The 24,938-nt window shown below is 54.7% G+C and carries 25 protein-coding genes and 5 tRNA genes; 24 read left to right on the forward strand and 6 right to left on the reverse strand.

What is annotated here, in order from left to right; translation table 11 throughout:
• The first annotated feature begins 63 nt into the window (after positions 1 to 63).
• From accD to ABH909_RS13780, 13 genes are all read left to right on the forward strand, one after another.
• On the forward strand, positions 64 to 984 hold the full coding sequence (gene accD / locus ABH909_RS13720; protein ID WP_007905946.1) for an acetyl-CoA carboxylase, carboxyltransferase subunit beta: 921 nt from the start codon (positions 64 to 66) through the stop codon (positions 982 to 984).
• Positions 981 to 2,288, forward strand: coding sequence for a bifunctional tetrahydrofolate synthase/dihydrofolate synthase (gene folC / locus ABH909_RS13725; RefSeq protein WP_429433852.1), 1,308 nt, complete (start codon positions 981 to 983; stop codon positions 2,286 to 2,288). Before accD ends, folC begins: the two co-directional genes overlap by 4 nt.
• Positions 2,272 to 2,934 (forward strand): SPOR domain-containing protein, encoded by a 663-nt coding sequence (locus tag ABH909_RS13730; RefSeq protein WP_429433854.1) that lies wholly within the window; start codon positions 2,272 to 2,274, stop codon positions 2,932 to 2,934. The genes folC and ABH909_RS13730 overlap by 17 nt, the downstream gene beginning before the upstream one ends.
• Positions 2,935 to 3,032: 98 nt before the next feature.
• Positions 3,033 to 3,593 carry a CvpA family protein gene (locus ABH909_RS13735; RefSeq protein ID WP_192343326.1) on the forward strand — a complete coding sequence of 187 codons (561 nt, stop codon included), beginning with the start codon at positions 3,033 to 3,035 and terminating at the stop codon, positions 3,591 to 3,593.
• A 41-nt stretch (positions 3,594 to 3,634) separates the two neighbouring features.
• On the forward strand, positions 3,635 to 5,140 hold the full coding sequence (purF, locus tag ABH909_RS13740) for an amidophosphoribosyltransferase (protein WP_007905939.1): 1,506 nt from the start codon (positions 3,635 to 3,637) through the stop codon (positions 5,138 to 5,140).
• 79 nt (positions 5,141 to 5,219) lie between these two features.
• Positions 5,220 to 6,431 (forward strand): O-succinylhomoserine sulfhydrylase, encoded by a 1,212-nt coding sequence (locus ABH909_RS13745; RefSeq protein WP_401177099.1) that lies wholly within the window; start codon positions 5,220 to 5,222, stop codon positions 6,429 to 6,431.
• Complete coding sequence (locus tag ABH909_RS13750) at positions 6,428 to 7,204, forward strand: SDR family oxidoreductase (RefSeq protein ID WP_429433857.1); 777 nt, start codon at positions 6,428 to 6,430, stop codon at positions 7,202 to 7,204. The genes ABH909_RS13745 and ABH909_RS13750 overlap by 4 nt, the downstream gene beginning before the upstream one ends.
• 249 nt (positions 7,205 to 7,453) lie before the next feature.
• A tRNA-Val gene (locus ABH909_RS13755) sits at positions 7,454 to 7,529 on the forward strand.
• A 55-nt stretch (positions 7,530 to 7,584) separates the two neighbouring features.
• A tRNA-Asp gene (locus ABH909_RS13760) sits at positions 7,585 to 7,661 on the forward strand.
• Between the two features lie 93 nt (positions 7,662 to 7,754).
• Positions 7,755 to 7,831: transfer RNA gene (locus tag ABH909_RS13765), tRNA-Asp, on the forward strand.
• A 259-nt stretch (positions 7,832 to 8,090) separates the two neighbouring features.
• Positions 8,091 to 8,600: a sigma-70 family RNA polymerase sigma factor gene (locus tag ABH909_RS13770; RefSeq protein ID WP_429433860.1), complete on the forward strand. Its 510-nt coding sequence runs from the start codon at positions 8,091 to 8,093 to the stop codon at positions 8,598 to 8,600.
• On the forward strand, positions 8,597 to 9,541 hold the full coding sequence (locus ABH909_RS13775; protein WP_429433863.1) for a FecR domain-containing protein: 945 nt from the start codon (positions 8,597 to 8,599) through the stop codon (positions 9,539 to 9,541). The genes ABH909_RS13770 and ABH909_RS13775 overlap by 4 nt, the downstream gene beginning before the upstream one ends.
• 67 nt (positions 9,542 to 9,608) lie before the next feature.
• A complete protein-coding gene (locus tag ABH909_RS13780; protein WP_429433866.1) occupies positions 9,609 to 12,032 on the forward strand; it encodes a TonB-dependent siderophore receptor in 2,424 nt (807 codons plus the stop codon).
• Between the two features lie 118 nt (positions 12,033 to 12,150).
• Here ABH909_RS13780 and ABH909_RS13785 read toward each other — a convergent pair whose 3' ends face one another.
• Positions 12,151 to 13,434: an NAD(P)/FAD-dependent oxidoreductase gene (locus tag ABH909_RS13785; protein ID WP_429433868.1), complete on the reverse strand. Its 1,284-nt coding sequence runs from the start codon at positions 13,432 to 13,434 to the stop codon at positions 12,151 to 12,153.
• 184 nt (positions 13,435 to 13,618) lie between these two features.
• Between ABH909_RS13785 and ABH909_RS13790 the strand changes: the two genes are divergently transcribed.
• From ABH909_RS13790 to ABH909_RS13800, 3 genes are all read left to right on the forward strand, one after another.
• Positions 13,619 to 13,695 (forward strand) — tRNA-Val (locus ABH909_RS13790).
• A 616-nt stretch (positions 13,696 to 14,311) separates the two neighbouring features.
• Complete coding sequence (locus ABH909_RS13795) at positions 14,312 to 14,566, forward strand: hypothetical protein (RefSeq protein ID WP_429433871.1); 255 nt, start codon at positions 14,312 to 14,314, stop codon at positions 14,564 to 14,566.
• 2 nt (positions 14,567 to 14,568) lie between these two features.
• On the forward strand, positions 14,569 to 14,886 hold the full coding sequence (locus ABH909_RS13800; RefSeq protein WP_429433874.1) for a hypothetical protein: 318 nt from the start codon (positions 14,569 to 14,571) through the stop codon (positions 14,884 to 14,886).
• A 53-nt stretch (positions 14,887 to 14,939) separates the two neighbouring features.
• Here the strand turns inward: ABH909_RS13800 and ABH909_RS13805 are convergent, their stop codons facing one another.
• Together ABH909_RS13805 and ABH909_RS13810 are read right to left on the reverse strand one after the other, a co-directional pair.
• Positions 14,940 to 15,155, reverse strand: a complete 216-nt coding sequence (locus ABH909_RS13805) for a hypothetical protein (RefSeq protein ID WP_429433877.1) — start codon at positions 15,153 to 15,155, stop codon at positions 14,940 to 14,942.
• Between the two features lie 287 nt (positions 15,156 to 15,442).
• Positions 15,443 to 15,706, reverse strand: coding sequence for a hypothetical protein (locus ABH909_RS13810; RefSeq protein WP_429433880.1), 264 nt, complete (start codon positions 15,704 to 15,706; stop codon positions 15,443 to 15,445).
• A gap of 11 nt (positions 15,707 to 15,717) precedes the next feature.
• On the opposite strand from ABH909_RS13810, the gene ABH909_RS13815 reads away from it, so the two are divergent.
• The 7 genes from ABH909_RS13815 to ABH909_RS13845 all read left to right on the forward strand — a co-directional run bounded on the left by ABH909_RS13815 (position 15,718) and on the right by ABH909_RS13845 (position 20,968).
• Positions 15,718 to 15,806 (forward strand) — tRNA-Ser (locus ABH909_RS13815).
• A gap of 483 nt (positions 15,807 to 16,289) precedes the next feature.
• The gene (locus ABH909_RS13820) at positions 16,290 to 16,616 is read left to right on the forward strand and encodes a hypothetical protein (protein WP_429433882.1); all 327 of its coding nucleotides are present in this window, start codon (positions 16,290 to 16,292) and stop codon (positions 16,614 to 16,616) included.
• 89 nt (positions 16,617 to 16,705) lie between these two features.
• Complete coding sequence (locus tag ABH909_RS13825) at positions 16,706 to 17,017, forward strand: hypothetical protein (protein ID WP_429433884.1); 312 nt, start codon at positions 16,706 to 16,708, stop codon at positions 17,015 to 17,017.
• 317 nt (positions 17,018 to 17,334) lie between these two features.
• The gene (locus ABH909_RS13830) at positions 17,335 to 17,670 is read left to right on the forward strand and encodes a hypothetical protein (RefSeq protein WP_138866186.1); all 336 of its coding nucleotides are present in this window, start codon (positions 17,335 to 17,337) and stop codon (positions 17,668 to 17,670) included.
• Positions 17,671 to 17,674: 4 nt separating this feature from the next.
• On the forward strand, positions 17,675 to 19,699 hold the full coding sequence (locus ABH909_RS13835) for a DUF3883 domain-containing protein (protein ID WP_429433887.1): 2,025 nt from the start codon (positions 17,675 to 17,677) through the stop codon (positions 19,697 to 19,699).
• A 194-nt stretch (positions 19,700 to 19,893) separates the two neighbouring features.
• On the forward strand, positions 19,894 to 20,523 hold the full coding sequence (locus ABH909_RS13840) for a hypothetical protein (protein WP_429433890.1): 630 nt from the start codon (positions 19,894 to 19,896) through the stop codon (positions 20,521 to 20,523).
• 1 nt (position 20,524) lies between these two features.
• Positions 20,525 to 20,968: a hypothetical protein gene (locus tag ABH909_RS13845; RefSeq protein WP_429433893.1), complete on the forward strand. Its 444-nt coding sequence runs from the start codon at positions 20,525 to 20,527 to the stop codon at positions 20,966 to 20,968.
• 222 nt (positions 20,969 to 21,190) lie between these two features.
• Here ABH909_RS13845 and ABH909_RS13850 read toward each other — a convergent pair whose 3' ends face one another.
• Both ABH909_RS13850 and ABH909_RS13855 read right to left on the reverse strand, forming a co-directional pair.
• Positions 21,191 to 21,817 carry a recombinase family protein gene (locus tag ABH909_RS13850; RefSeq protein WP_429433895.1) on the reverse strand — a complete coding sequence of 209 codons (627 nt, stop codon included), beginning with the start codon at positions 21,815 to 21,817 and terminating at the stop codon, positions 21,191 to 21,193.
• A gap of 529 nt (positions 21,818 to 22,346) precedes the next feature.
• Entirely contained in the window at positions 22,347 to 22,631 is a 285-nt protein-coding gene (locus ABH909_RS13855) for a helix-turn-helix domain-containing protein (RefSeq protein WP_429433898.1), read from the reverse strand.
• A 123-nt stretch (positions 22,632 to 22,754) separates the two neighbouring features.
• On the opposite strand from ABH909_RS13855, the gene ABH909_RS13860 reads away from it, so the two are divergent.
• Positions 22,755 to 23,063 (forward strand): hypothetical protein, encoded by a 309-nt coding sequence (locus tag ABH909_RS13860; protein ID WP_429433901.1) that lies wholly within the window; start codon positions 22,755 to 22,757, stop codon positions 23,061 to 23,063.
• A 608-nt stretch (positions 23,064 to 23,671) separates the two neighbouring features.
• Here the strand turns inward: ABH909_RS13860 and ABH909_RS13865 are convergent.
• Positions 23,672 to 24,301: a replication/maintenance protein RepL gene (locus ABH909_RS13865; RefSeq protein ID WP_429433903.1), complete on the reverse strand. Its 630-nt coding sequence runs from the start codon at positions 24,299 to 24,301 to the stop codon at positions 23,672 to 23,674.
• Positions 24,302 to 24,938 lie beyond the last annotated feature (637 nt).

The raw sequence follows: 24,938 nt of genomic DNA on the forward strand, positions 1-24,938 counted from the left end.
TCAAGGGCATACGCGGGGCTGCGAACCAGAGCGTTCGGGCCGCCGGTACTGGAGAAAGAAAGCATGAGCAACTGGTTAGTAGACAAACTGATCCCTTCGATCATGCGTTCCGAGGTCAAGAAGAGCTCGGTGCCTGAAGGTCTGTGGCACAAATGCCCGTCTTGCGAGGCGGTGCTGTATCGTCCGGAGCTGGAAAAGACCCTGGATGTTTGTCCCAAGTGCAACCACCACATGCGTATTGGCGCTCGCGCGCGTATCGACATCTTCCTCGACGCTGACGGCCGTGCCGAACTGGGCGCGGACCTGGAGCCGGTTGACCGTCTGAAATTCCGCGACGGCAAGAAATACAAGGATCGCCTGACCGCTGCGCAAAAGCAGACCGGCGAAAAAGACGCACTGATCTCCATGAGCGGCACCTTGCTGGGCATGCCGGTCGTGGTGTCGGCCTTCGAATTCTCCTTTATGGGTGGCTCGATGGGCGCCATCGTCGGTGAGCGTTTCGTGCGCGCCGCCAACTACGCCCTGGAAAACCGTTGCCCGATGATCTGCTTCGCTGCCTCCGGTGGTGCGCGGATGCAGGAAGCGCTGATTTCCCTGATGCAAATGGCCAAGACCTCCGCGGTGCTGGCGCGTCTGCGTGAAGAAGGCATTCCGTTCATCTCGGTGCTGACTGACCCGGTCTACGGTGGTGTTTCCGCCAGCCTGGCGATGCTCGGCGATGTAATCGTCGGTGAGCCGAAAGCCCTGATCGGTTTCGCCGGCCCGCGCGTTATCGAACAAACCGTTCGCGAAAAACTGCCGGAAGGCTTCCAGCGCAGCGAGTTCCTGCTGGAACACGGCGCGATCGACATGATCATTCACCGTCAGGAACTGCGTCCGCGTCTGGGCAACCTGCTGGCACAAATGATGGGTCTGCCGACGCCAAAATTCGTCGCCGCGCCGATCGAGCCGATCGTCGTTCCGCCGGTGCCTGCCAACATATGATCCAACGCACCCTTGGCGAGTGGCTCGCCTACCTTGAGCAGTTGCATCCTTCGGCCATCGACATGGGGCTGGAGCGATCGCAACAGGTAGCGTCTCGCATGGGGCTGGGCAAGCCGGCGCCTCGGGTGATCACGGTTACTGGTACCAACGGCAAGGGTTCCACTTGTGCGTTCGTGGCTTCGTTGCTGCGGGCGCAGGGCCTGAACGTGGGTGTCTACAATTCTCCGCACCTGCTGCGTTACAACGAGCGGGTGCAGGTCAATGGTGTCGAAGCCACCGACGCCGAGCTGTGCGAAGCCTTTGCAGCGGTCGAAGCCGGTCGTGGCGACACTTCCCTGACGTACTTCGAAATGGGCACCCTGGCGGCGTTCTGGCTGTTTCAACAGGCAGGGCTTGATGCGGTGGTGCTGGAAGTGGGTCTGGGCGGGCGTCTGGACACAGTGAACGTGGTGGATGCCGATATCGCGCTGGTCACCAGCATCGGCGTCGATCATGCGGACTATCTAGGTGATACCCGAGAGTCCGTGGCTTACGAAAAAGCCGGAATTTTCCGCCAGGGCGCGCCTGCGCTCTGTGGCGATCTGAATCCCCCTCAGCCTTTGCTGGATAAGGCGCGCGAGCTCAATTGCCCGTTTTTCCTGCGTGGGCGCGATTTCGACCTGGGTATCACCGATCACAACTGGCAATGGCGCGGTCTTGATGCTCAAGGGCGTGGAGTCGAGTTGCATGATCTGCCATTGCTCGATCTGCCGATGGAGAATGCCGCTCTGGCGTTGCAGGCTTACCTGTTGCTCGGGTTGCCTTGGGTGGATGCACAAATTATTGCTGCGCTGAAAGCCACTCGGGTGGTTGGTCGTCTCGATCGCCGTCAGTTCGACTGGCAGGGCAAGCGCCTGAATGTGTTGCTGGACGTGGGACACAATCCCCATGCGGCAGAATATCTGGCCCGTCGTCTGGCCAGTCGACCACCGGCCGGCAAGCGTCTGGCGGTATTCGGGTTATTGGCGGACAAGGATCTGGATGGTGTTGTCGGTGAATTGAATGCTAGTGTCCAGCATTGGGCTGTCGCCCCACTGGATTCGCCGCGGGCGCGACCCGTTGAGCAGTTGCACGCGGCGTTGCAGAACCTTGGCGCCTCGGTAACGTCTTATGACAGCGTGGCCGCAGCCCTGGAAGGGCAGTGCGCGCAGGCGACGAGCGACGACGAAATTCTGTTGTTCGGATCATTTTATTGTGTGGCCGAGGCCCTTGAATGGCTGGCCCGGCACTCCACGGAGGAAGCGGCAAATGGCTTTGCTGGATAAGGCGTACAAGCAGCGCATGGTCGGTGCCCTGGTGCTGGTGGCGCTGGCGGTGATTTTCCTGCCAATGCTGTTTTCCCGTCAGGACGAACAGCGCCAGGTGAGGGTCGACGCACCGGCTGCACCGCAGGCGCCAACTGCACCACAAGTGCAAGTCGAACCGGTGGTGGTACCTGAACCGCAGGCGTTGCCGCAAGAACCTGTGCCCAGCGATGACGAAATTGCCGCGCAGCAAGCGCCGTCGACACCGATTGCGCCAAGTGCTCCCGTGGCCCCAGCGCCACCGGCTGCCAAACCGGTCACGCCACCTCCGGCACCAGTCGCCAAGCCTGTGCCGGCACCTGCCCAGCCAATCGCTGCTGCACCGACCAAGCCGGCAGCCACCCCAAGCCGCGTCGATGCCAATGGCCTGTCGGTCAGTTGGTCGGTGCAACTGGCCAGCCTGTCGAGTCGTGAGAGCGCTGAAAGCCTGCAGAAAACCTTGCGCAGCCAAGGCTATAACGCCTACATCCGCTCTGCCGATGGCAAGAATCGGGTGTTCGTCGGGCCGCTGATCGAGCGCGCGGAAGCCGATCGTCTGCGTGACTTGCTGAGCCGCCAGCAGAACCTTAAAGGTTTTGTGGTGCGTTTTCAGCCTGAGCGCGGTTAAAACTATCACCCTGATTTGAAAAGCACTGACAATCTCAGCTTACCGACAGCCATGGGCTCTGCTAAAATGCGCCGCCTTATCTGTCTGTAGGCTGCACTGTGCCATTTACCTGGGTTGACTGGGCGATCGTTGCAATCGTCGCCATCTCCGCTTTGATCAGTCTTAGCCGCGGCTTCGTCAAAGAAGCACTCTCGCTGCTGACCTGGATCATCGCAGGAGCCGTTGCCTGGATGTTCGGTGGTTCATTGTCCGAGTACCTCGGCGGATACATCGAAACGCCATCGGCTCGCGTGATCGCGGGCTGTGCCATCATGTTTGTCGCCACTTTAATCGTAGGCGCAATGATCAATTATCTTATCGGCGAGTTGGTTCGCGTCACCGGGCTATCCGGGACCGATCGATTCCTCGGCATGGCCTTCGGCGCCGCGCGTGGCGTGTTGCTGGTGGTCGTGGCGGTCGGGCTGTTGAGCCTGGGGCCGGTACAGCAGGACGGGTGGTGGCAACAATCACAGCTCGTGCCAAAATTTCTATTGGTCGCAGACTGGTCCAAAAACCTGATTCTTGGGTGGAGCAGTCAGTGGCTTGCCAGCGGAATCAGCGTACCCGCTGATATACCGTTCAAGGAGCATCTCTTGCCGACGGCCAAAACGCCTCAGTGAGTTATGTTCAGTTCAGATCCATTAAGTAGGGGTTGCGTCGCATGTGTGGCATCGTCGGTATCGTCGGTAAGTCGAACGTCAATCAGGCGCTGTATGACGCGCTAACCGTCCTCCAGCACCGCGGCCAGGACGCTGCCGGTATCGTGACCAGCCATGATGGCCGGTTATTCCTGCGCAAGGACAATGGGCTGGTGCGTGACGTGTTTCATCAACGTCACATGCAGCGCCTGGTCGGCCACATGGGCATTGGCCATGTGCGTTACCCGACCGCGGGCAGCTCGACTTCGGCCGAGGCCCAACCGTTTTACGTCAACTCGCCGTACGGCATTACCCTGGCGCATAACGGTAACCTGACCAACGTTGAACAACTGGCCAAGGAGATTTACGAATCTGACCTGCGCCACGTCAACACCAATTCCGATTCGGAAGTGCTGCTCAACGTGTTCGCCCACGAACTGGCCCAGCGTGGCAAGTTGCAGCCGACCGAAGAAGACGTGTTCGCTGCCGTCACCGACGTGCACAACCGTTGCGTCGGTGGTTACGCGGTCGTGGCGATGGTGACCGGTTACGGCATCGTCGGTTTCCGCGATCCGCACGGCATCCGCCCGATCGTTTTCGGTCAGCGTCACACCGACGAAGGCGTCGAGTACATGATCGCCTCCGAAAGCGTTTCGCTGGACGTGCTCGGTTTCACCCTGATTCGCGACCTGGCACCGGGCGAAGCGGTCTACATCACTGAAGACGGCAAGCTGCACACCCGTCAGTGCGCGACCAACCCCTCGCTGACGCCGTGCATTTTCGAACACGTCTACCTGGCGCGTCCGGACTCGATCATCGACGGCGTCTCGGTCTACAAGGCCCGCCTGCGCATGGGTGAGAAGCTTGCCGAGAAGATCCTGCGCGAGCGTCCGGACCACGACATCGACGTGGTCATCCCGATTCCGGACACCAGCCGCACCGCGGCCCTGGAGCTGGCGAACCATCTGGGCGTCAAGTTCCGCGAAGGCTTCGTGAAGAACCGCTACATCGGCCGGACCTTCATCATGCCGGGTCAGGCTGCACGGAAAAAATCCGTGCGCCAGAAGCTTAACGCCATCGAGCTGGAATTCCGCGGCAAGAACGTGATGCTGGTGGACGACTCCATCGTTCGCGGCACCACCTGCAAGCAGATCATCCAGATGGCTCGCGAAGCCGGCGCCAAAAACGTCTATTTCTGCTCCGCGGCACCGGCTGTGCGTTACCCGAACGTCTACGGCATCGACATGCCGAGTGCTCACGAGCTGATCGCGCACAACCGTTCGACCCAGGACGTGGCTGATCTGATCGGCGCTGACTGGTTGATCTATCAGGACTTGCCTGACTTGATCGAAGCGGTCGGTGGCGGCAAGATCAAGATCGAGAAGTTCGATTGCGCGGTGTTCGACGGCCAGTACGTCACCGGCGACGTCGACGAGGCTTACCTGAACAAGATCGAGCAGGCACGCAACGATGCCTCCAAGGTCAAGACCCAGGCAGTCAGTGCGATCATTGATCTGTACAACAACTGAGTAACTACCGGCCCCCTAGGGGCCGGTTTTGTATCTACTAAAGACTCTCTAAATCAAGAGCAGGGCAAGGAGTGACAGCATGAGTCAGGATTGGGATGCCGGTCGGCTGGACAGCGACCTCGAAGGCGTAGCGTTCGATACCCTGGCCGTACGCGCCGGTCAGCATCGTACGCCGGAAGGCGAACACGGTGATCCGATGTTCTTCACTTCCAGCTATGTATTCCGTACCGCCGCCGACGCGGCCGCGCGCTTTGCTGGCGAAGTGCCGGGTAACGTTTACTCGCGCTACACCAACCCGACCGTGCGCGCGTTCGAAGAGCGTATTGCTGCGCTGGAAAGCGCCGAGCAAGCCGTGGCTACTGCCACTGGCATGGCCGCGATCATGGCGGTGGTGATGAGTCTGTGCAGCGCCGGCGATCATGTTCTGGTCTCGCGCAGCGTGTTCGGCTCGACCATCAGCCTGTTCGAAAAGTACTTCAAGCGCTTCGGCATCGAAGTCGATTACGTGCCCCTGGCGGACTTGTCCGGCTGGGATGCGGCGATCAAGGCCAATACCAAATTACTGTTCGTCGAATCGCCGTCCAATCCGTTGGCCGAACTGGTGGATATCAAGGCGCTGTCGGAAATCGCGCACGCCAAGGGCACGATGCTGGTGGTCGACAACTGCTTCTGCACCCCTGCGTTGCAACAGCCGCTGAAGCTGGGCGCGGACATCGTTGTGCACTCGGCGACCAAGTTCATCGATGGCCAGGGCCGTTGCATGGGCGGCGTTGTGGCTGGTCGTAGCGAGCAGATGAAAGAAGTTGTCGGTTTCCTGCGTACTGCCGGGCCGACCCTGAGCCCGTTCAACGCCTGGATCTTCCTAAAGGGGTTGGAAACGCTGAGCCTGCGCATGAAGGCGCACTGCGCCAATGCCCAGCAATTGGCTGAATGGCTGGAGCAGCAGGACGGTATCGAGAAAGTCCATTACGCCGGTCTCAAGAGCCATCCGCAGCACGAGTTGGCCCTGCGTCAGCAGAAAGGCTTCGGTGCGGTCGTGAGTTTCGAAGTCAAGGGCGGCAAAGAGGGTGCCTGGCGTTTCATCGATGCGACTCGCCTGATTTCCATCACCGCCAACCTGGGTGACAGCAAAACCACCATCACGCACCCGAGCACTACCTCCCACGGTCGTCTCGCGCCGCAAGAGCGTGAAGCGGCAGGGATCCGTGACAGCCTGATCCGCATCGCGGTCGGCCTGGAAGACGTGGCAGACCTGCAGGCCGATCTGGCGCGCGGGTTGGCTGCCTTGTGATCGAGTTGTCGACGCCGGCCACGGGCACCCATGGCCGCGTCGCGCTGGTCACCGGTGCTGCGCGCGGTATCGGTCTCGGGATCGCGGCCTGGCTGATCAGCGAAGGCTGGCAAGTGGTGCTGACCGATCTGGATCGGGAGCGCGGTTCGAAAGTGGCGAAGGTGCTTGGTGAAAATGCCTGGTTCATCGCCATGGATGTCGCGAATGAAGCGCAAGTGGCGCTGGGTGTGGCCGAAGTGCTGGGGCAATTCGGGCGTCTGGATGCGCTGGTGTGCAATGCGGCGGTGGCCGACCCGCACAACATCACCCTGGAAAGCCTCGATCTGGCCTACTGGAACCGCGTGTTGGCGGTGAACCTCAGCGGACCGATGCTGTTGGCCAAGCACTGCGCACCGTACCTGCGCGCTCACAGCGGCGCCATCGTCAATCTGGCCTCGACCCGTGCCGGCCAGTCAGAACCCGACACAGAGGCTTATGCGGCGAGCAAGGGCGGCCTGTTGGCCCTGACTCACGCCTTGGCCATCAGTTTAGGGCCAGAAATCCGTGTCAACGCAGTCAGCCCGGGCTGGATCGATACACGAGACCCCGCAATACGGCGCGCCGAACCGCTGACCGATGCCGATCATGCGCAGCATCCGGCGGGCAGGGTAGGCACGGTCGAGGACGTGGCGGCGATGGTGGCGTGGTTGCTGTCCAGGAACGCCGGGTTCGTCACGGGCCAGGAGTTTGTGGTCGATGGTGGCATGACCAAGAAGATGATTTACAGCGAGTAATAGGGTGGGGCGCTGTCTCCAGCATTGATGTTGAATGTACCGCCATCTCGCGAGCAAGCCCGCTCCCATACTGAATTTATGTCGATCACAAACCTGTGGTCCGCCGCAGATCCAGTGTGGGAGCGGGCTTGCTCGCGAAAGCGGTCTGACTGTGTAAGACACGATTTTGTCTTTTTCAGAAAAACTTCAAGCGGGGTATTGACTTAGCTTCGGTACCTGCGTAAATTTCGCGGCCTCGGAGATGCAAACGGGTGATTAGCTCAGCTGGGAGAGCGTCTGCCTTACAAGCAGAATGTCGGCGGTTCGATCCCGTCATCACCCACCACTTCCGAGAGTCTTGCGAAAGCAAGATGGAAGCTTTTAAAAGCCTCCACCGACGCGCAGCGGTAGTTCAGTCGGTTAGAATACCGGCCTGTCACGCCGGGGGTCGCGGGTTCGAGTCCCGTCCGCTGCGCCATATTTTCCGAGTCAGGTTTACCTGGGTCGAGATTGAAAAGCCTCGAAGCTTTCCAGTCAGACGAGTTACTTGGGCGAAAGTCCAAAGCGATACGCAGCGGTAGTTCAGTCGGTTAGAATACCGGCCTGTCACGCCGGGGGTCGCGGGTTCGAGTCCCGTCCGCTGCGCCATATCTGCCTCAAGGCCCACTGAACGCCTTGGCGCTACGAAGCTAGTCGCTGGTAAAGCCAGTGTCTATTTCGAGTCGATAGCAAAGACCCTGGTCGAAAGGCCGGGGTTTTTTGTGTCTGCGATTTGGCTTTTCCTTTCTCATGTCCTTCCCGCCCAACCTTTCTGCGCCCCAATCGCATAAAGGACTTGGTTCACAGCTCCGACATTAATTAGAATCACTCTCATTTACGACAACTCCTTGGCACAGGGCTTCTTGAGATGAGTGATGCAGCGATGCCGAAGGAGCAAACCTTCCACGACCTGTACCGCGATCACCGTGGCTGGCTGGAAGGCTGGTTGAGAAGACGCATGGGCAATGGCTGTGATGCGGCGGACCTGAGCCAGGATACGTTCCTGCGTTTGCTCGCCAGCTCTCAACGAATTGCCGATCTGCAAGAGCCTCGTGCCTATCTGCTGACCGTGGGCAAACGCCTGCTGAGCAATTTCTATAAACGTCGAAGCCTCGAGCAGGCTTATCTGACGGCACTGGTGGCGTTGCCGGAAGACTGTGTGCCGTCGCCCGAGCAGCGCTGGTTATTGCTCGAAACCCTGCAAGCCCTGGATGAGCTGCTCGATGGACTGCCAGCGGCGGTGCGTAGGGCGTTTCTCTGGAGCCAGCTGGAAGGCTTGAACTATCAGCAAATCGCCGAGCGCCTGCAGGTATCTGAGCGCACGATCAAACGCTACATGGCGCAAGCCTATGAGCATTGCTTGTTGGTGGAACTGTGAACAGATCGATTCCCGATGCCCGTCAGGCCGTACGAGCTGCCGCGCAGTGGCTCGCCTTGCTGGAGTCTGGAAGTGCCAATGAGCGGGATCGTGCGAATCTGCAGCGTTGGCGCGACAGTTGCGTCAGCCACGAGCAGGCCTGGCAGAAGGCTCAGGCCTTGCGTCAGCGGTTTGCCGAGCTGCCTTCAGCGTTGGCGCTCAAAAGTCTGGATCGCCCCGAGCCGGGTCGACGTGTGGTGCTCAAGCGTGCATTGGGTGCGGTGGCGTTGGTGCCGGCAGCTTGGCTTATCAGCCGACAGTTGCCACTGGATGTCTGGCGAGCCGATCTGCATACGGCCGTCGGAGAGCGCAAACAGCTGCAACTCGCTGATGGCAGTTCCTTGCAACTCAACACGGCCAGTGCCGTCGATGTGGATTTGCAGAGTCGTCGCTTGAAGCTGATTGAGGGCGAATTGTCGTTGAAGGTGCCGAGCGCGTCGCCGCTGACGATTCAAACGAAGTTTGGACAGATCATCGTCAGCCAGGGCGAAGTCTGTGTTCGTCAGGAGGCAAGCGGTTGCCACGTGTCGGTGTACAACGGCGCCGTGAAGTTGCAGCCCTTACGAGGGGCGGTATTGGCGTTGCGTAGCGGTCAACAAGTCAGTCTTCAAGCAGCTGGTGTCGGACCGATCAGCCCATTCGATGTGCTTGCGCCAGGTTGGCGAGAAGGCGTGCTGATGGCGAAAAACCAGCCGCTGGGAGATTTCCTGCGCGAACTCAGCGCTTATCGACCGGGTGTGTTGCGTTGGGAGCCGGAGCTTGAAGCGTTGCGTGTCACCGGCAGCTTCCGCCTGGACGACACCGATCGCGTCCTCGCATTGCTCGCGGCCAGCCTGCCGCTGGACGTGCATTCACGTACCCGTTATTGGGTGACGTTGCTGCCGCGCAAAAATAGTGTGTGAAGCCTGTCCCCTTTTTTCGACTCGCTTGTCATTCAAGGCATGTGAACGAATCAAGAGAGCTCTCCCAATGCCCGCAGTAATACCTTGCTGTCCGCGCCCGGCTTCTTCCCGCCTGCGTCCGTTGTTGCACCTGGGCCTGATGCTGGGCCTGAGTGCTAGTCCGTTATTCATCGCTACCAGTTGGGCCGAAGACAGTGCCCGGCGCAATTATCAGGTGCCTGCCGGTAGCCTGAGCGATGCGCTGACGCGGTTTGCCGGTCTGTCTGGGGTCAATCTCTCGGTCGATCCGGCCCTGGTGGGCGGTCGCAGCAGCTCAGGTCTCTCCGGCGAATACGCTGTCGAGGAGGGTTTTGCCCGGCTGTTGCAGGGTTCCGGTCTGCAATTGCAATCGGTGGGCGAACAAGCCTACATCCTGACCCCGGCGCCAGAAAGCAGCAGCCTGCAACTGGCCCCCACTTCGATTCTCGGTGCCACGGGCGGGGCGGGCGATGAGGTGTATGCCGGCGGTCAGGTCGCGCGCCGAGGTTCGCAAGGCTTGCTGGGCTCGAAAGATTTCATGGAAACGCCGTTCAGCATGACCACCTACACCGGCGAGGCGGTCAAAAATCTGCAGGCTCGGACTTTGGGCGACCTGATCGCCAGCGATCCTTCGGTTCGCGCCACCAACCCGGCGGGCGGGCGTTATGAGCAGTTCACCATTCGCGGGCTCAGCCTGTTCAACAGTGATGTCGCCTACAACGGTCTCTACGGCGTCCTGCCGACCTATACGATCGACATGGAGATGGCTGACCGCGTCGACATCATCAAAGGGCCGAGCCAGCTCATCAACGGCATCTCGCCGCGGGGCAGTGTGGGTGGCGGGATCAACGTGGTGCCCAAGCGCGCGACCGACAAGCCCATCACTTCGTTCACCGGCAGCTACGCTTCCGACAATCAGGTCGGCGGTGCCGTGGATGTCGGCCGGCGCTTTGGTGAAGACAACAAATTCGGTATTCGCTTCAACGGCGTGAAGCAGTCCGGCGACACCGAATGGGATCACCAGAGTGTCGACCGCGAGATGGCCGTGCTGGGCCTGGATTTTCGCGGTGAGCGCCTGCGACTCTCGACGGACATCGGGCGCACCGAGCGAGATACCGATGCCCCGCAGGAGCGCGTGCAGGTTGGCGCCAATGCCAAGGTGCCGAATGCGAACGATGTGCGCGACAACTATGCGCAGCCCTGGAGCAAGGCGAGTACCAACGACACGTTCGGGGCGGTGAACGGCGAATTCGATGTCAGCGATTCCGTCATGCTGTACGGCGGCGTGGGCGCGCGTAAAAGTAATCATGACTTTCTCCGGCATGCCGTTGCGGTCACCAACGACGCCGGCGATTTCAGCGTTCAGCCGCGTGACTTCACCCGTGATGAAAATGTCCGCACGGCCACGGCAGGGGTGCGCAACTGGTTTCATACCGGCCCGGTGAGCCATGAAGTCAATCTGGCCGCCAGCTATTTCTACATGGACTTCGAAAATGGCGGCGCCCGTTATGCCGCCGCCCGCAGCAACCTCTACGACCCCGTGGAAACACCAACACCTGTCAGGCCTACTCGGCTCGATTCGAAGGTCTACACCGAAAACCGCTTCAGCGGCGTGGCATTGTCCGACACGCTGGGTTTCTTTGATGACCGGCTTTTGCTGACCCTCGGTGCCCGCTGGCAGCGCGTGAAGGTTGACGACTGGGCGGATGATGTCAAAGGTGCCACGGCCTACGATGAGGAAAAGGTTTCGCCGTCGGGCGGCATCCTGTTCAAGGCAACCGATAAGCTGTCGCTGTATGCCAACTACATGGAGGGCCTGAGCCAGGGCAAGATCGCGCCATCGACCTCGGTGAACGAGGACGAGATATTCCCGCCGTTCATCAGCCGGCAGATCGAGGTCGGGGCCAAGTATGACGCGGGTGCGTTCGCCGTGACTGCCGCGGTGTTTCGGATCAAGCAGCCGGCCTATGAAACCAACGCCACGACGCGGGTTTTCGGCCCGAACGGCAAGCGTGAGAACACGGGTATGGAGCTGAGTGTGTTCGGCGAACCGCTCAAGGGTTTTCGCCTGCTCGGTGGTGTCATGTACATCGACAGCGAGTTGACCAACACCACCAATGGCACCTTCGACGGCAACCGGGCGCCAGCCACGCCGAAATACAACGTCAACCTGGGCGCCGAGTGGGATGTGCCGACCGTACAAGGTCTGACCCTGACCAGCCGCGGCCTCTATTCCAGCTCGCAGTATCTGGATCAGTCCAACAATAAGGAAATCGACGCCTGGGAGCGTCTCGACGTGGGGGCACGCTACGCGTTCAAGATCGATGAAAAGAACATCACGCTGCGTGCCAATGTCGAGAACGTGGCGGACAAACGCTACTGGAGTTCGGCCGGGGCCTCGGATGACAGCGAGCCTGGCTTGACGCTCGCGACACCGCGCACCTACCTGCTTTCAGCGACAGTCGACTTCTGAATCAGCGAAGGGGCGCATTCAGCGTAATGCCAGTGAATGAACCGCTTTTCGCAGGAGCCAGGCTTGCCAGCGAAGGCGCGTGATGACGCCTTCGCTGGCACCTTTTCACTTCTATCGATCAGTATCCGAGCTTGTCCCGCAATCCGTAATACCAGGCGCCCAATGCAGCGAATGGTGTACGCAGCAATTGCCCGCCAGGGAATGGGTAGTGGGGCAGGTCGGCAAAGGCGTCGAAGCGCTCGGCCTGACCGCGCAATGCTTCAGCCAGTACCTTGCCCGCCAGGTGCGTATACGTCACGCCATGGCCGCTGCAACCCTGGGAATAGTAGATGTTGTCGCCTAGTCGTCCGACCTGGGGAAGGCGCGATAGCGTTAGCAGGAAATTACCGGTCCAGGCGTAATCGATTTTCACGTCCTTGAGCTGCGGGAAGGCCTTGAGCATCTTCGGTCGAATGATCGCCTCGATGTTCGCCGGGTCGCGCGCACCGTAGACCACGCCGCCGCCGAAAATCAGGCGTTTGTCAGCGCTCAGGCGGTAGTAGTCGAGCAGGTAGTTACAGTCTTCGACGCAATAGCCCTGAGGCAACAGGCGCTTGGCCAATTCATCGCCCAAGGGTTCGGTGGCGATCACTTGAGTCCCGCAGGGCATCGACTTGGCCGCCAGTTCCGGCACCAGGTTGCCGATGTACGCGTTGCCGGCGACGATGATGAATTTGGCCCTGACCTTGCCCTGAGGCGTATACACCACCGGATTGGCGCCGCGCTCGATGCGCACCGCTGGCGACTGCTCGTAAATAGTGCCACCCAGCGACTCCACGGCTGCTGCCTCGCCGAGGGCAAGGTTGAGCGGATGCATATGCCCGCCGCTCATATCGAGCATGCCGCCGACGTATTGATCGCAAGCCACTACTTCTCGGATACGTCGCTGATCCAGCAGCTCAAGTTGCGCATGACCAAAACGCTCCCACAGCCGTTTCTGGGATTCCAGATGGCCCATCTGCTTGGCAGTAATGGCGGCGAACACGCCGCCGTCCTTCAGGTCGCACTGGATATTGTATTTGGCCACCCGCTCACGAATGATCCGTCCACCTTCGAACGCCATTTGCCCCAATAGCTGAGCTTGTTTGGGGCCAACAGTGCGTTCGATTACATCGATATCGCGGCTGTAGCTGTTAACAATCTGGCCACCGTTGCGGCCCGATGCGCCAAAACCCACTTTGACGGCTTCCAGGACTGTTACCCGAAAACCGCTCTCCAGCAAAAACAGGGCAGAGGACAGGCCGGTATAGCCGGCACCGATGACACAGACATCAGTCTCTACATCGTCCTGCAAAACCGGGCGCGGCGGCGCCACGTTAGCCGACGCAGCGTAATAGGACTCTGGATAGGGAGTGTTCGCCATTCCTGTAGCCTCTGTTTAATATATTTTACGAGTGCATCGATCCTACCCGAGTTAAAAAACCACCGCCAGCCAGCGGAAAATCTTCTTTGCCACAGCAAAATTAAATATTTTGCATATTCATAGGGTTAGGTGAAAAAAAGGTGTTGACACCCCTTCGGAATTCCGTAGAATGCCGCCTCACAGCAGGCACGTAGCTCAGTTGGTTAGAGCACCACCTTGACATGGTGGGGGTCGTTGGTTCGAGTCCAATCGCGCCTACCAAACAAAATCCGCTCTGCTGGGCGGTGTGAAAAGGGTCAACCCACGGGTTGGCCCTTTTTTTCGTCTTGGATTTCATGCAGAACGTTCACAAAATATCGGGTTCGTTCACACTGGGCAATGTGAACGCCGATATTCGTATGGCGACTACAGCAATCGCAGCGAACCGTGACGGATGCATGCGTGTCATCGAGACGAAAAAAAATTTATTAACTTAAGAGTGAACAAAATTGCGCTTTATGTGAATTCATGTGCATTAAGACGCAATTCTTGCTTCCGTACACAATTTACGCACAGGTTTATCCACAGGTAGTACGTTGCAACACCCTGTAAAACGCATTATCTTGTATCTCAGCGGCGAAAAAACCCTACATGTTGGGGTTTGCCGTTAGCTTCTGACCTCGAACGAGGTACTTAGAAAAGTCTGCGAATGGTCGTGCTTCGGTCTCCACAACTTAGAACACAACCATCCGCACCAACTAAAGCTAAACAGTAGCGATTACGTTAGCCCTAGGGGGACTGCATTGAGCCAAACATTGACGTGATCGTCAACAGCTCTCTGCTGGCCGGTAATCCTTGGGGCTGACAAATCTATCCTTTGCTACAAAGGTAAAACGTCATGCCTAGTAATAAAAAGCAGTCCTCATCGAAATCGGCCAAACTGGCCTCTGAAACCCTCCGCGATCCCCATGCCTCTAAAATTGCCAAAAGTCTCGCAGCCTCCACGTTGGCCCAGGCCAACACTGGAAAGCAAACGAGTGCTGAGATGGAAACGGTTGCGGGCAAGGTTCTCCAGAGCAACAAATACAGTGAGGAAACGAAAGCCCTCGCGGCGTCTGTTGTCTCCCAATCCAACCAAGCGCGGGGGAATTAATCATGCCTTACCACGCGGTTGTAACGGTTGATTTGGATAACGGCGTCAGCTCAACAGCTCGCACGAAATTCAACGAGGAGCTGAAGAAAAAGAACTTCAGCAAACACAAACTCACGACTCTCTGGACAGCGATCTTTACACCAGCGACAACGAGAGAAGGCGCAGTCAAGTACGCACGCGACAGTATTGATGCTGCTGCTGCGTCCGCAGGTATTTCCACCTACGAAGCCTTCGTGTCAATCAGTGAAGCGCCACCGATAGAGTGGGCGAAAAAGGGAAAAGAGTCGCTAGTTGAAGCACTTATGCGATTCCAGAACTAATGCTTCGGCCCCACCTCGGTGGGGTTTTTCACATTTGGCCAGCTGGTTTTTAACTACTGATGATTCTGACGCAGCTTTTCTATGGCTGTGGTGATGACATCTGCGTTCAAATCTAACGTTTCTAATGCGGTGGTGATGTTGTCGTGCGTATCGACAGAGCCGCGTGCCTTGATCCACAACGCCACTTCCTCAAGTCCCGCGACGATAGCCTGTTGGTTGAGCAGAAGCAGTTCCAATGCGTCGGCCATCGTTTCGTTGTTGTCGGTCATCGGGTGTCATCCTTGATTGCGTCGGATGAAGATCGTAGCTCGGTTCAAGCTTGATTTCCCAGTTCCGGCGAAAATCGCGATAGCACTTCTGATCTAATTTCCCAAAATCCCGCCAAAAATAATGGCCCCGAGTTTGGAAGGCACCCCCCTTCATTCTGAAAACGGTCGGCCTGTCCCAGGTGCTAAGCAAAACGCACAGGGTCGATATAGAAAGCTGCGGAATATTGAAATAACCCTAGCCCGCCGGAAGCTCCTACAGCCTCAGAACGAAACGTTGAAAGTCAGCATCAGGCGACGTACTGCTGTTGGAGTGAACTCGCTACCACGAGCGGTACGGAAGCTTGAGCGTTGAGGCAATCGGCTACTGACTGAAGCGTGTTGATCTTGTCGTGCAGGCAAGCTTTAAGGTGCGGTTTTATGGCCGCTTGATGCGCATTCACGTTCTTCATGCGTTGATCATTGGCGACAGTAATATCAGCGACAGCACGGCCTTTGGGGAGTGCATCAGAACGGTTCTGCACCTTCTTCACTACAATTGCATCACCATCCACAGCACGACCTTGGAGATATGCCAGAGTGGCCGAATGGGACTGAGTCGAAATCCGTGTACCTTCACCAATGCCTAGGGTTCGACTCCCTATCTCTCCGCCATACATAGAAAAGCCCCGTAGATTAAGGTCTACGGGGTTTTTTCGTTTCTGCGTTGTACTACTCAGCTGTACTACTCAAGTTCCCTTCTAAAGCCGTCTTCTTGGCTTTTTCTGTCCCGGTCCTGTTGATCGCCGTAGCGTGTCTTGTGACAGGCTGTGATGCGCTCCTGTGCCTATCCAAGGCAGGATACTTTAACTAGGCTTCGATTCGGCGTTACGCTCCCCAAGCAGCGCAGGGGTTGCACGCCAGGACATCGTCAAACTGGTGGAGCTGAGTATCGAGGGGAGCTATCGGAGCTGAAATCTGAGCATGAGCACGTCAGGTGGCAGCTATCAGCTAAGCTGCTAGCGTATAGCCAATAGGCGGTGAAGCGTCTTAATGCGTATGCCGACGCAGTGGGCGGCGCATAAGTGGACGCCTGCGTAGTTACGCAAGGTGTGATGGGCGGACGCTTACACCAAGCGAGCAATTCAAGGAGGATGTATGGAAAAAGATGATCTATTCAGAGCAGTGTTGAGGGAAATGGAGCGTGTGTGGGGCGAGGATGGATTTGGCGGTGAGCTAGTGGCCTATGATTGGCTCTATGAGCATTACGGCATATCTGAGCGTGACGATCTTCATTGGCAGGACATTTTGAGCCATTACACTGATGAGCTGCCGGATTCGCTAGGAGACTTAACAGAGGAAGAAATTGCTGAGGTGATGGAATTTGTTGAGGATGACACACGGGTTGTGAGATTTCTAGAGCGCCTCCTAGAGCAATATAGAAGCTCTACTGCTGTATATCCTCAAAAATCAGAAGAAGATTAATCGTTGGTCGAACGTTACGGCTACTCGAACTGCGATTGCTTGACTATGCTTTGATAAAGCAATTAGCCACCTCTTGCAAGGACGGGGCGATGAACGAACAGATATTCGTACTGGTCAGCCAGAAGAGGAGCACCAACCATATTTTACACCTGCTTCTTTGCGTCCCGACGTTCGGATTTTGGCTGATCGTCTGGTTCATTGTTGCGATTAACAACGCGAATCATAACGATAAAATTCAAAGAAGAATTGACAAGCTCTTACAGCCCGAAGCCAGCGGTATGAATGATGCCGAAATGTATCGACGGAAAACACCCGAAGAAAGCGCCGCATCTCTTCGCAGAGCCTTATGGATTGTGGGGGGCATTGTAATAATGACTTTAATATCTTTCGCGTTTGGGTAGTTGGCATGGTTTAAGTCGAGACATGTGTGAAACTCTTGATGTGTTCCAGATTCGCTTGGGAAGGGAGCGGCCGCAGCGGCGACATTATAGTGGCCTTGTGCGGTCGTGATTGGCATTAATGCTTGCAAAGGTTGCGGTGTGTCAAGTATGAAGCAGGTGGCTAGCGTTGACTCTGCCTGAAATAGATCGATTGGTCCTAAGGTAGATGTACTAATATCCAAACTGTGCCCGTAGTTTCTTTTGTTTAGGTGCGATGTTGGATATAGAAAATTTGTTAAATTTAGTTGTTTAACTAGAAGTGCATAGGAGCAGGGTTTGTGGCAAAAGTTGATTTGACATCAAAGATTGAGCGGATTGAGGCTTTTGAAGAGCGGGTTGGAGTGAGATTTCAGGGGATGTCCGCCTTCCTGGAAGCTGACGACGACTATATTTCACTACAAGTTCACGGAGAGATACATGCTTCTAGTGGTGCAGAGCTGATGGATGACGTAACCGTGGTTATCGCGGTTTATGATCAGTCGGATCGGGTGATTGGTACGGATACTAGCTATTATTATAGTGAGTCATTTTTTGGATTTGAGGCTTTCAGTGAGTCACTGAATCTTTCGGTTAAAAATATTTCTAAAATCAGAGTTTATCCGAAGAAAGGGTGATTAAATGTTACAGGAAGTTCGTTTGCCTTTGCTGGAAGAAGCACAGCGTTCCCCTCATCTGCTTTCTGATTTGGCAGGTCTAGAGAAGTATGTGGCTGAAAGCTATGACTCTCGATCGTTTATAGAGTTGCTTCAGAATGCTGATGATGCAAAGGCTACGAGCTTTCTTGTAAAGAAAATTCATGGTTACTTGATAGTTGCAAATAATGGAAATCCATTTACAGTAAGTGATTTTGAGTCTATTTGCAGGAGTGCGTCATCTACAAAGTCTCGTGGGAGTAGTATTGGCTATCGAGGAATAGGGTTTAAGTCGGTAGTTGGCTTGGCTGAGGTGGTTCATATTATTAGTGATGGGCTGGAGACTACTTTCTCTAGAGATTTGACAGCTAGGGCGGTACCTCAAGCTAGTCGAGTTCCGCTTATACGCATACCGCATGAGTTGGACAGTGCGACTCGCCAAGCTATTATTCCTGAAGTTGAGGTGCTTCGAAAACAAGGCTATGTGACATTTTTTGTATTTGGTGACTTTACTGCAAGTGCGATAGATAATGAGTTTTTGAGTTTTGATGCTACCTCTCTGTTGTTTCTGAGGAATATTCAAAAATTAAGTCTTGTAGCTGGCGCTGTGGAATCTTACGTGGTCGGTAGGGAAGAGTGGGGCGGAGCGGTGCGACTGGTGCAGATCAGTTCAGAACGTGAGGTATCTAATTGGATTGTTGTAGGTAATCAGGAGGGTTCAGTTGCCTTTTATCAAGACTCCGTTAGCGAGGTAATTGAGAGACTTCCTGAAAGTGATGCGGTAGTTCATGCATTTCTGCCGACTAATGAGTCTACTGGTCTTGGCGTTAAGCTCAATAGTGATATTAGTACAGATCCTTCAAGGACTAGGATTGTTTTTGATGATAGGACAGATCAAGGAGTTTCGGATTTAGCAGCGATATTAGCTGGCTTGGTGAATGATATAGTTCTAGATAAGCCAATGCCTGACTCAATCGGAATGCTAAAGGCACTTCTTCCTCTTGATGACCCTAGAATGCATAAATACCAGAAAAGGTCATTTAAGTCAGAGCTGTTCAGGAGGCTCCAAGAAGTATGCAAGTTGGATAGGTTTGTGCTGCGTCCGTTGTGGCTTAATTCCATAGACTTCGAGTTATTGGCTAAGTTGAGCGGGCTTGAACCTATGCCTCAATCTGTCGAAGGTGTTGACGGGGCGTCTGCTTTAATGCGATATCTTGGCGCTAAGGATGTCGGCGTTAATGACATGTCGAGGTCATTCGTGAGTCAAAATATCTCGCAGGGTGGGTGTTCTGAGATAGTGTCTGAGTTAGTTAGGTTGGCTGATACGAAGCAAATAAATGTTAGTGATATAGATGTGTCTTGGCCTATTTGGGTATCTGGAAACAAAAAGCTTTCTATAGCTCAGATTGATGAAAGTGAGTTAGTGTTGGATGAGGCTTTCATTGATATGGTGGTTGAAAAAACCGCTGGAGCTGGAGGGGTGTCGCGTCTGGTGAGTGCCCTTACAAATCTAAGTGCTGCTTCAAAAATTATTCCTACTGTTAGAAAGGAAACTGCCTCCTTAGATAGTGTGCTTCAGAAGAACTCAGAATGGTCGGTTGATTCTGTTTTTGATCAGGTAACCTCCTTGAGTCTGAAGAAGTGGAGAGGGGCGGAAGAGCAAGTTAAGCATATTTTCATGGCGCAAGGATGGATTGCTAATGATGTAAGTAGGCAGAATCTTGGCTATGATATTGAGTGTGTCGATAAGGATGGGAAAAAGATTTTTGTTGAAGTCAAGTTGATAGCTTCACCGTCGCAGCCATTTACTTTGACAAGTAATGAAGAGGCTGTTGCTAGACAGAAGGGTGATTCGTATTACTTGGCAATAGTTCAGCAGTTGGGCGATTTTTTGGATGTGTGCTTTATACCTAATCCAGTTGACAAGCTAGAGCTTGTTCGATCTTGTAGGCAGTGGGTGTGGGAATGTAGTCAATATCCATTCGCGCCTGTTCGATTTGAACTGTGTTGATGGTTCCTTGGCGAGTGTCTGGGGTTCATCAATGGAGTTAGATCAGCGACGTCCTTCGCGGCAGTACCTCAGAGTATCCGTGCATGCCCTCGCAGACGGACCGAATGAGGATAAGGGGCGACTAGCAATCGGAGACATGCTTACTCTATAGACGAAGAAGTCTGCTCTAAATACCGCTCAGGGAGAAATGGCAGATGTTCAGCGAGATAATCTTGGATGGTAAGGACAAGACGGCAGAAATCAGGGAGTTTGTGGAGACCATCGGCTTGAACCGCCTTTCCCTTGGTAGGTACAGCACTTACTTTGCCATGCAGCTCTACTGTCAGTCGGTATTGGCTGGCACACTACCGATTGGGCGTGTGATGGCAGAAGTTGAAGCACTGGAGAACTCGGAGAAAGAGAGTGCAACCAAACCACCCGTTCGTTTCAACAGATTGCCATTGAAGGGGCTTTGGCATAAGCACCATCCGGTGATCGGCATATCGTCGATGGCGACGAATTTGCGGAACGCTCTCAACAGGTACGGGCTGCCGAAGCTTGAACAGAAAGTTAAAGAGGTAGAGGCATCGGGGGAAGAACGCTACTTTGAAGTTTCAGACATAGCTGAAATTGTCCAAGAGGTTGTCCAGGAGAATTACGAGAGGCGATACGACGCGGGCGAGATGACTGGCGAGTGGATTGTCTATGCCATCTACGAAGGACAGAACTACTACCTTTGCCTCGGGACGCATAAGTCAGGCGACGATGCTCTGAGACAACAGATCGACCTAACCTGTGTTCCAGAGTTTCCATTCCTGAGGGAAATTCTTGCTCCGGTCGCCTGAGATGCAGTTAGCCCTAGGTAACATTGCCAGATCACATATCGAGGGCGTCACCATGAAGGCAGGAATAGCGACAGCGGTCGCACTGGCAGCGACAACGAATGCATGGGCGGCGGAAGACTACCGCTGCACGATTGAAAGCACGGTTGCCGCGAAAGAAAAGCCGATAAACCGAATCTACATCGGCAAACAGTTCACCGTAGAAAGACGGACTGGATTGATGGCGGGAGCTTTGAAGAACTCTTACGTCACCGACCCACAAGTGATTGACTACGGATCGACTGAGAATAGCTACAAGGCCGTAGCGACCATGCGGAAAGACCAAGGGGCTGGAGTCGGCTCAAGCATCTATGCCTTGACCGTCAACGAGTACGAAGAGGATGGCAAAAAGCCGTTCATCTTCTTGAGTAATGACGAGGCGTTTCTTGGTTGGTGCGAACACTTCTGATTGGGTAGACATTTTTCCTGAGGCCATACCCCCCGCCGCCAGAAAATCAATGCACTTCGATATCGGTTTGGTTCGTTGGCTGGAAAAAGTAATCCTGGTGGTTTTGCCTGACCTTCTAAGCCATGCGTGAGGGGGGCAAATGAGCACCGCCAAAATCGATAAATAAGTTCAAGCTTGCTCTGTAGCTGCTGATCATATCAATAGACACAGGGCGAACATCTATCACGCTGCTGTCGTCTCTTTCTTGATCCGATACACAGTGGCGACACCACAGTCAGCCTGCTTGGCGATCATGTCAGCAGACATCGTTGGATGCTTCCGCATCAGCGCCTGTACCTCTGCCCACTTGGCAGCGTTTCTACCTTTGCCTGCTGGCTTCCACTCAGGATCAGCAGCACGCTTGTTCTCCAGTCCTTGCTTGATGCGTTCCACGCGTTTCTCTTGATCCAGTCGTGCCATGGTTGCCATAAGATCAATCAGCATGTTGTTGATAACATCCATGATTTGGCCTGTTATTCCCTTGGCTTCAACCAGCATGTGACTAGTAGGCAGATCAGCTACAACCAACCGTAGCCCCTTGGCCTTGATGGTGGCCTTGAGAGTGTCCCAATCAGCCTGTGAAAGGCGACTGAGGCGGTCTACAGACTCAACCAGTAGAACGTCTCCCTTCTCGGCAGTATCAAGCAAGGCGAGCAACTGAGGACGGTCGAGCTTGGTGCCACTGATGTTTTCTGCATACACGCCAACGATGCTCAAACCTTTTTCGGCAGCGAACAACTGCAGTGCAACTTTTGCACGGTTGGCGTCTTGGTCTTTGGTCGATGCTCGGAGGTAGAGGTGGGCATTCATGGCGGACTATCCTTTGAACTTGAATTCGATAGAGCAATGATAGTTGAATCAAATGGCTGTCTGCAATAGATATTTGATAGTGGTTGGCGAGCGGCTATCGAGCTACCAGTTACGTCTACTCCATTGATAGCGGCAATCGATTCGTGGGGTTGTGGAATGATGGTGGCTGACGGCTATAGTCAAGTCGCCACAAACTGCTGGCTATAGAGGGACAAGGAGAAGTTATGGCGCTGTATAAAAATGGTGGGGCACTGACTCACACGCTCGATAACGCATTTGATGGAACTCATTCCCCCGGAACCGCTGCCCCTCACCCCGGAATCTATAGGTGCACTGGCTGTGGAGACGAAATCGCAATTGCGGGCGGGCACATCCTGCCGCCTCAGAATCATCGGCAGCACAACACGGCGGCAAAAATTGCTTGGCAACTATTGGTTTACCCTGTCCAGCAGAAGTAGGGACTGTGATTGATCGACCGAGCGGATTTGTGGTGCTGAGCGGTAAGGCATGTGCGAACAACTCCGCAAGGTCACTTTTCTGGATCGAGGCAACGAGCGGCAACTGAGCCCTCGACCAGTAGTAAATTCTCAAATTCCTCTACTAGCTCTGCAAGACCAACTCCCAGGACTTTGCACAAGTCGCGAAGCTGCACGATATCCAAACGACGTGTCCCGCTTTCAACGTCACTCATAAAGGACTGTGGACGCTCCAGAGCCTTTGAGCACTGGACTTGAGTTAGGCCAGCCGCTTTCCTGTGCTTCTTCAGCAACGACAGAAGCACGGCGTGTTCGGGTCTATAGATGGTCTTGGGCATGGCTGAATGGCTACGGGTGGGCAGCCCTCAACCTATATCTGGTTTTCAGATATCTGAATTTGGGATAAATTCAATTCCCAAGAAACTCCACTCAAACCACCAGCCATGTCGCAGGGATGAATCATGAACGAGAAGCTATTTGTACTCACCAGCCAAAAGAAGAGCACGAACCACATCTTGCACGTGATTATGACCGTGCTGACCGGAGGTCTTTGGTTGATCGTGTGGGGGCTAACCATGCGAAGCAATGACGCCCACAACACAAAGCTCGACCGACAGATCAATCAGATCATGCACTACAAGACACAAGGCTTGAGCGACGTGGACACCTACAAACAGATCAAGGTGGACAAAACCAACTCTGACGTAATCCAAGGACGTTTGATATTCGTCGTTCTGGTTGTGGTGTTCCTCTACTTCTACCTCCGGTAGCTGTTGCACACGCAAGATAACTGTTGCACACGTAAAGCGGAGCTTTGAGCATGATACCTTCCCAGCTCCGCTGAAGTGTGTTTGCACCAAAGTGTTCGCATCGAAAGCGTGAGCTTTCAACTGTACTCAGCTACGGCGTGACCGCCGACTTTCCTTCGGATGTACTCTAGTAATTAAATGAAATTTACACAAACCCAGCTCTTCGCTTGTGATCTTGATCTTGTTTGTTGGTGCAGAAATGAATACGGAAGTATTCAGTGTTCCCCCGTCAGCGGACGCTGACAGTTTATACACATCACCTTCGGTGGGAGCAGATCAAGAGCAAGAGCTTGGATGTGTATTGATTTCATTTTATTAACTGGAGTGTTGATCCAGAATCGGGACGATGCAGGTAGGTGCCAGTTTTCAGTGTGTAACTGTGGACGCTTCGTCCCAATGGATTTAAAGCTGTAAGCTGTAAGCTGTCGCTTACCGCAGAGTTCCTTCGTCGGCGTCGCCGAAGAAACTTCTTTTATATAATAGGACTAATAGGACTTTTTCACACCCCTTGATTTACGTGGCCTACAGGCGATTTCTTGCGTAGATTTTTTAAAAAAGCTACGTATTTACTACGCAGCCATATTGATGCATTGACCCAGCTCATTTGCGTCTTCCAGTCTCGAAGACAGCCCGTCAACAGGGCGATACCAGTCCATAACGTACTCTCCACGCGAGTAGTCGCCTCCCCTGAAAACGAATCGAGGGTTAATAGCGAGTTTGATTTCACCCTTGCGCATGTTGCCATTTCGCGAAGTGGTCACACGCAACAGATTCGCCTCTTCCAGCACTTTCAACTTCTTCATCAGGTTTGACTCGACAGTGCCTAACGCACTTGCCAAGGAGGCTTGCGTCATGAAGATAACATTGCGGTACACAACGAGCTGATGCAGTCTTTCCAACAACCTTTGCTGGGGTACCGTGATACGACAATCGACTCCTTCGCGACACCACACGCCACGAGCATAGTCCACCTCATCACGTAGTAGGTGCAGGGTATGTGCAGGTAATTTGCGTCGATCAACAAACGTTAAGTAGCGTTCAAAGTCGTCCACGCTTCGGCAGTCATGTAGGCTCGGCTGATAGTAAGCCAGGGTGGAAAAGGCCGATGGTTTAACAATTTCTCCCGTGAGCTTGTCTACTACAAAGCCATCAACGGTGATCAGATTCTTCGTGGGGATAGCGGGGGGCATGTTGCTCATTGTGGTTCTCCTTGTTCAGTTCAATTTCATAGGCATTCCTCTCGGGTATTGCCGATTTAGTTATCCAAGTATTTTTCTGAGGGTGTGCTTTACCAAATACTGGCAATTACACCCCCGCATATGCTGGCTGAAACCCATGTAAAAACACCCAGCCCATAGGGTAGGTAGGGGTAGGCTTTTTTGCATGAGTTTAGACCAGCAAATAGTGGCTCTAGCCCCGTGCCTGTAACAACTCAAGAAACGCAGGGCTGACACTCGCTAGCTCTCCGGCGTCTACCAAAGTTCCGTTTCGGGACCGCAGTCCGGCCCTTTTATCATATTTAGCCAAAATGGCATCGGACGCCCGTATCGCTCGATACTTTGCGATTAGTCTCGGCTTGACGCTTGAGCAAATAATTTTTACGATCAGATTTGATTCTTTGTCTACAACGATGTAGTTCGACACTTTCTATTTCTCCTTGTGTTGTTTTGTGTTGGCGTTCACCTCTATTTGGTTGTGCCTGTATATTTTTTGTCGCGGCAACTTGCTAATGCATGGCCGATGCAGTGCAGGCGAGTTAGGTAGGGTCGATGTTCATATATACCTCCGTATGTTGAAATTTTTGCAAAAAAATACCGACACATTGGTCGGCATCAT

The organism is Pseudomonas sp. BS3782 TE3695 (assembly GCF_050435305.1).
Classification (GTDB): Bacteria; Pseudomonadota; Gammaproteobacteria; order Pseudomonadales; family Pseudomonadaceae; genus Aquipseudomonas.

What these genes read in the sequence shown, in the direction of transcription:
- ABH909_RS13730 (WP_429433854.1), top strand. Translation starts at nt 2,272, where the DNA reads ATGGCTTTGCTGGATAAGGCGTACAAGCAGCGCATGGTCGGTGCCCTG.
- ABH909_RS13770 (WP_429433860.1), top strand. Translation starts at nt 8,091, where the DNA reads ATGAGTGATGCAGCGATGCCGAAGGAGCAAACCTTCCACGACCTGTAC.
- ABH909_RS13825 (WP_429433884.1), top strand. Translation starts at nt 16,706, where the DNA reads ATGAACGAACAGATATTCGTACTGGTCAGCCAGAAGAGGAGCACCAAC.
- ABH909_RS13820 (WP_429433882.1), top strand. Translation starts at nt 16,290, where the DNA reads ATGGAAAAAGATGATCTATTCAGAGCAGTGTTGAGGGAAATGGAGCGT.
- ABH909_RS13800 (WP_429433874.1), top strand. Translation starts at nt 14,569, where the DNA reads ATGCCTTACCACGCGGTTGTAACGGTTGATTTGGATAACGGCGTCAGC.
- ABH909_RS13860 (WP_429433901.1), top strand. Translation starts at nt 22,755, where the DNA reads ATGAACGAGAAGCTATTTGTACTCACCAGCCAAAAGAAGAGCACGAAC.
- ABH909_RS13850 (WP_429433895.1), bottom strand. Translation starts at nt 21,817, where the DNA reads ATGAATGCCCACCTCTACCTCCGAGCATCGACCAAAGACCAAGACGCC.
- purF (WP_007905939.1), top strand. Translation starts at nt 3,635, where the DNA reads ATGTGTGGCATCGTCGGTATCGTCGGTAAGTCGAACGTCAATCAGGCG.
- ABH909_RS13780 (WP_429433866.1), top strand. Translation starts at nt 9,609, where the DNA reads ATGCCCGCAGTAATACCTTGCTGTCCGCGCCCGGCTTCTTCCCGCCTG.
- ABH909_RS13745 (WP_401177099.1), top strand. Translation starts at nt 5,220, where the DNA reads ATGAGTCAGGATTGGGATGCCGGTCGGCTGGACAGCGACCTCGAAGGC.
- ABH909_RS13845 (WP_429433893.1), top strand. Translation starts at nt 20,525, where the DNA reads ATGCAGTTAGCCCTAGGTAACATTGCCAGATCACATATCGAGGGCGTC.
- ABH909_RS13855 (WP_429433898.1), bottom strand. Translation starts at nt 22,631, where the DNA reads ATGCCCAAGACCATCTATAGACCCGAACACGCCGTGCTTCTGTCGTTG.
- accD (WP_007905946.1), top strand. Translation starts at nt 64, where the DNA reads ATGAGCAACTGGTTAGTAGACAAACTGATCCCTTCGATCATGCGTTCC.
- folC (WP_429433852.1), top strand. Translation starts at nt 981, where the DNA reads ATGATCCAACGCACCCTTGGCGAGTGGCTCGCCTACCTTGAGCAGTTG.
- ABH909_RS13865 (WP_429433903.1), bottom strand. Translation starts at nt 24,301, where the DNA reads ATGAGCAACATGCCCCCCGCTATCCCCACGAAGAATCTGATCACCGTT.
- ABH909_RS13795 (WP_429433871.1), top strand. Translation starts at nt 14,312, where the DNA reads ATGCCTAGTAATAAAAAGCAGTCCTCATCGAAATCGGCCAAACTGGCC.
- ABH909_RS13785 (WP_429433868.1), bottom strand. Translation starts at nt 13,434, where the DNA reads ATGGCGAACACTCCCTATCCAGAGTCCTATTACGCTGCGTCGGCTAAC.
- ABH909_RS13805 (WP_429433877.1), bottom strand. Translation starts at nt 15,155, where the DNA reads ATGACCGACAACAACGAAACGATGGCCGACGCATTGGAACTGCTTCTG.
- ABH909_RS13835 (WP_429433887.1), top strand. Translation starts at nt 17,675, where the DNA reads ATGTTACAGGAAGTTCGTTTGCCTTTGCTGGAAGAAGCACAGCGTTCC.
- ABH909_RS13840 (WP_429433890.1), top strand. Translation starts at nt 19,894, where the DNA reads ATGTTCAGCGAGATAATCTTGGATGGTAAGGACAAGACGGCAGAAATC.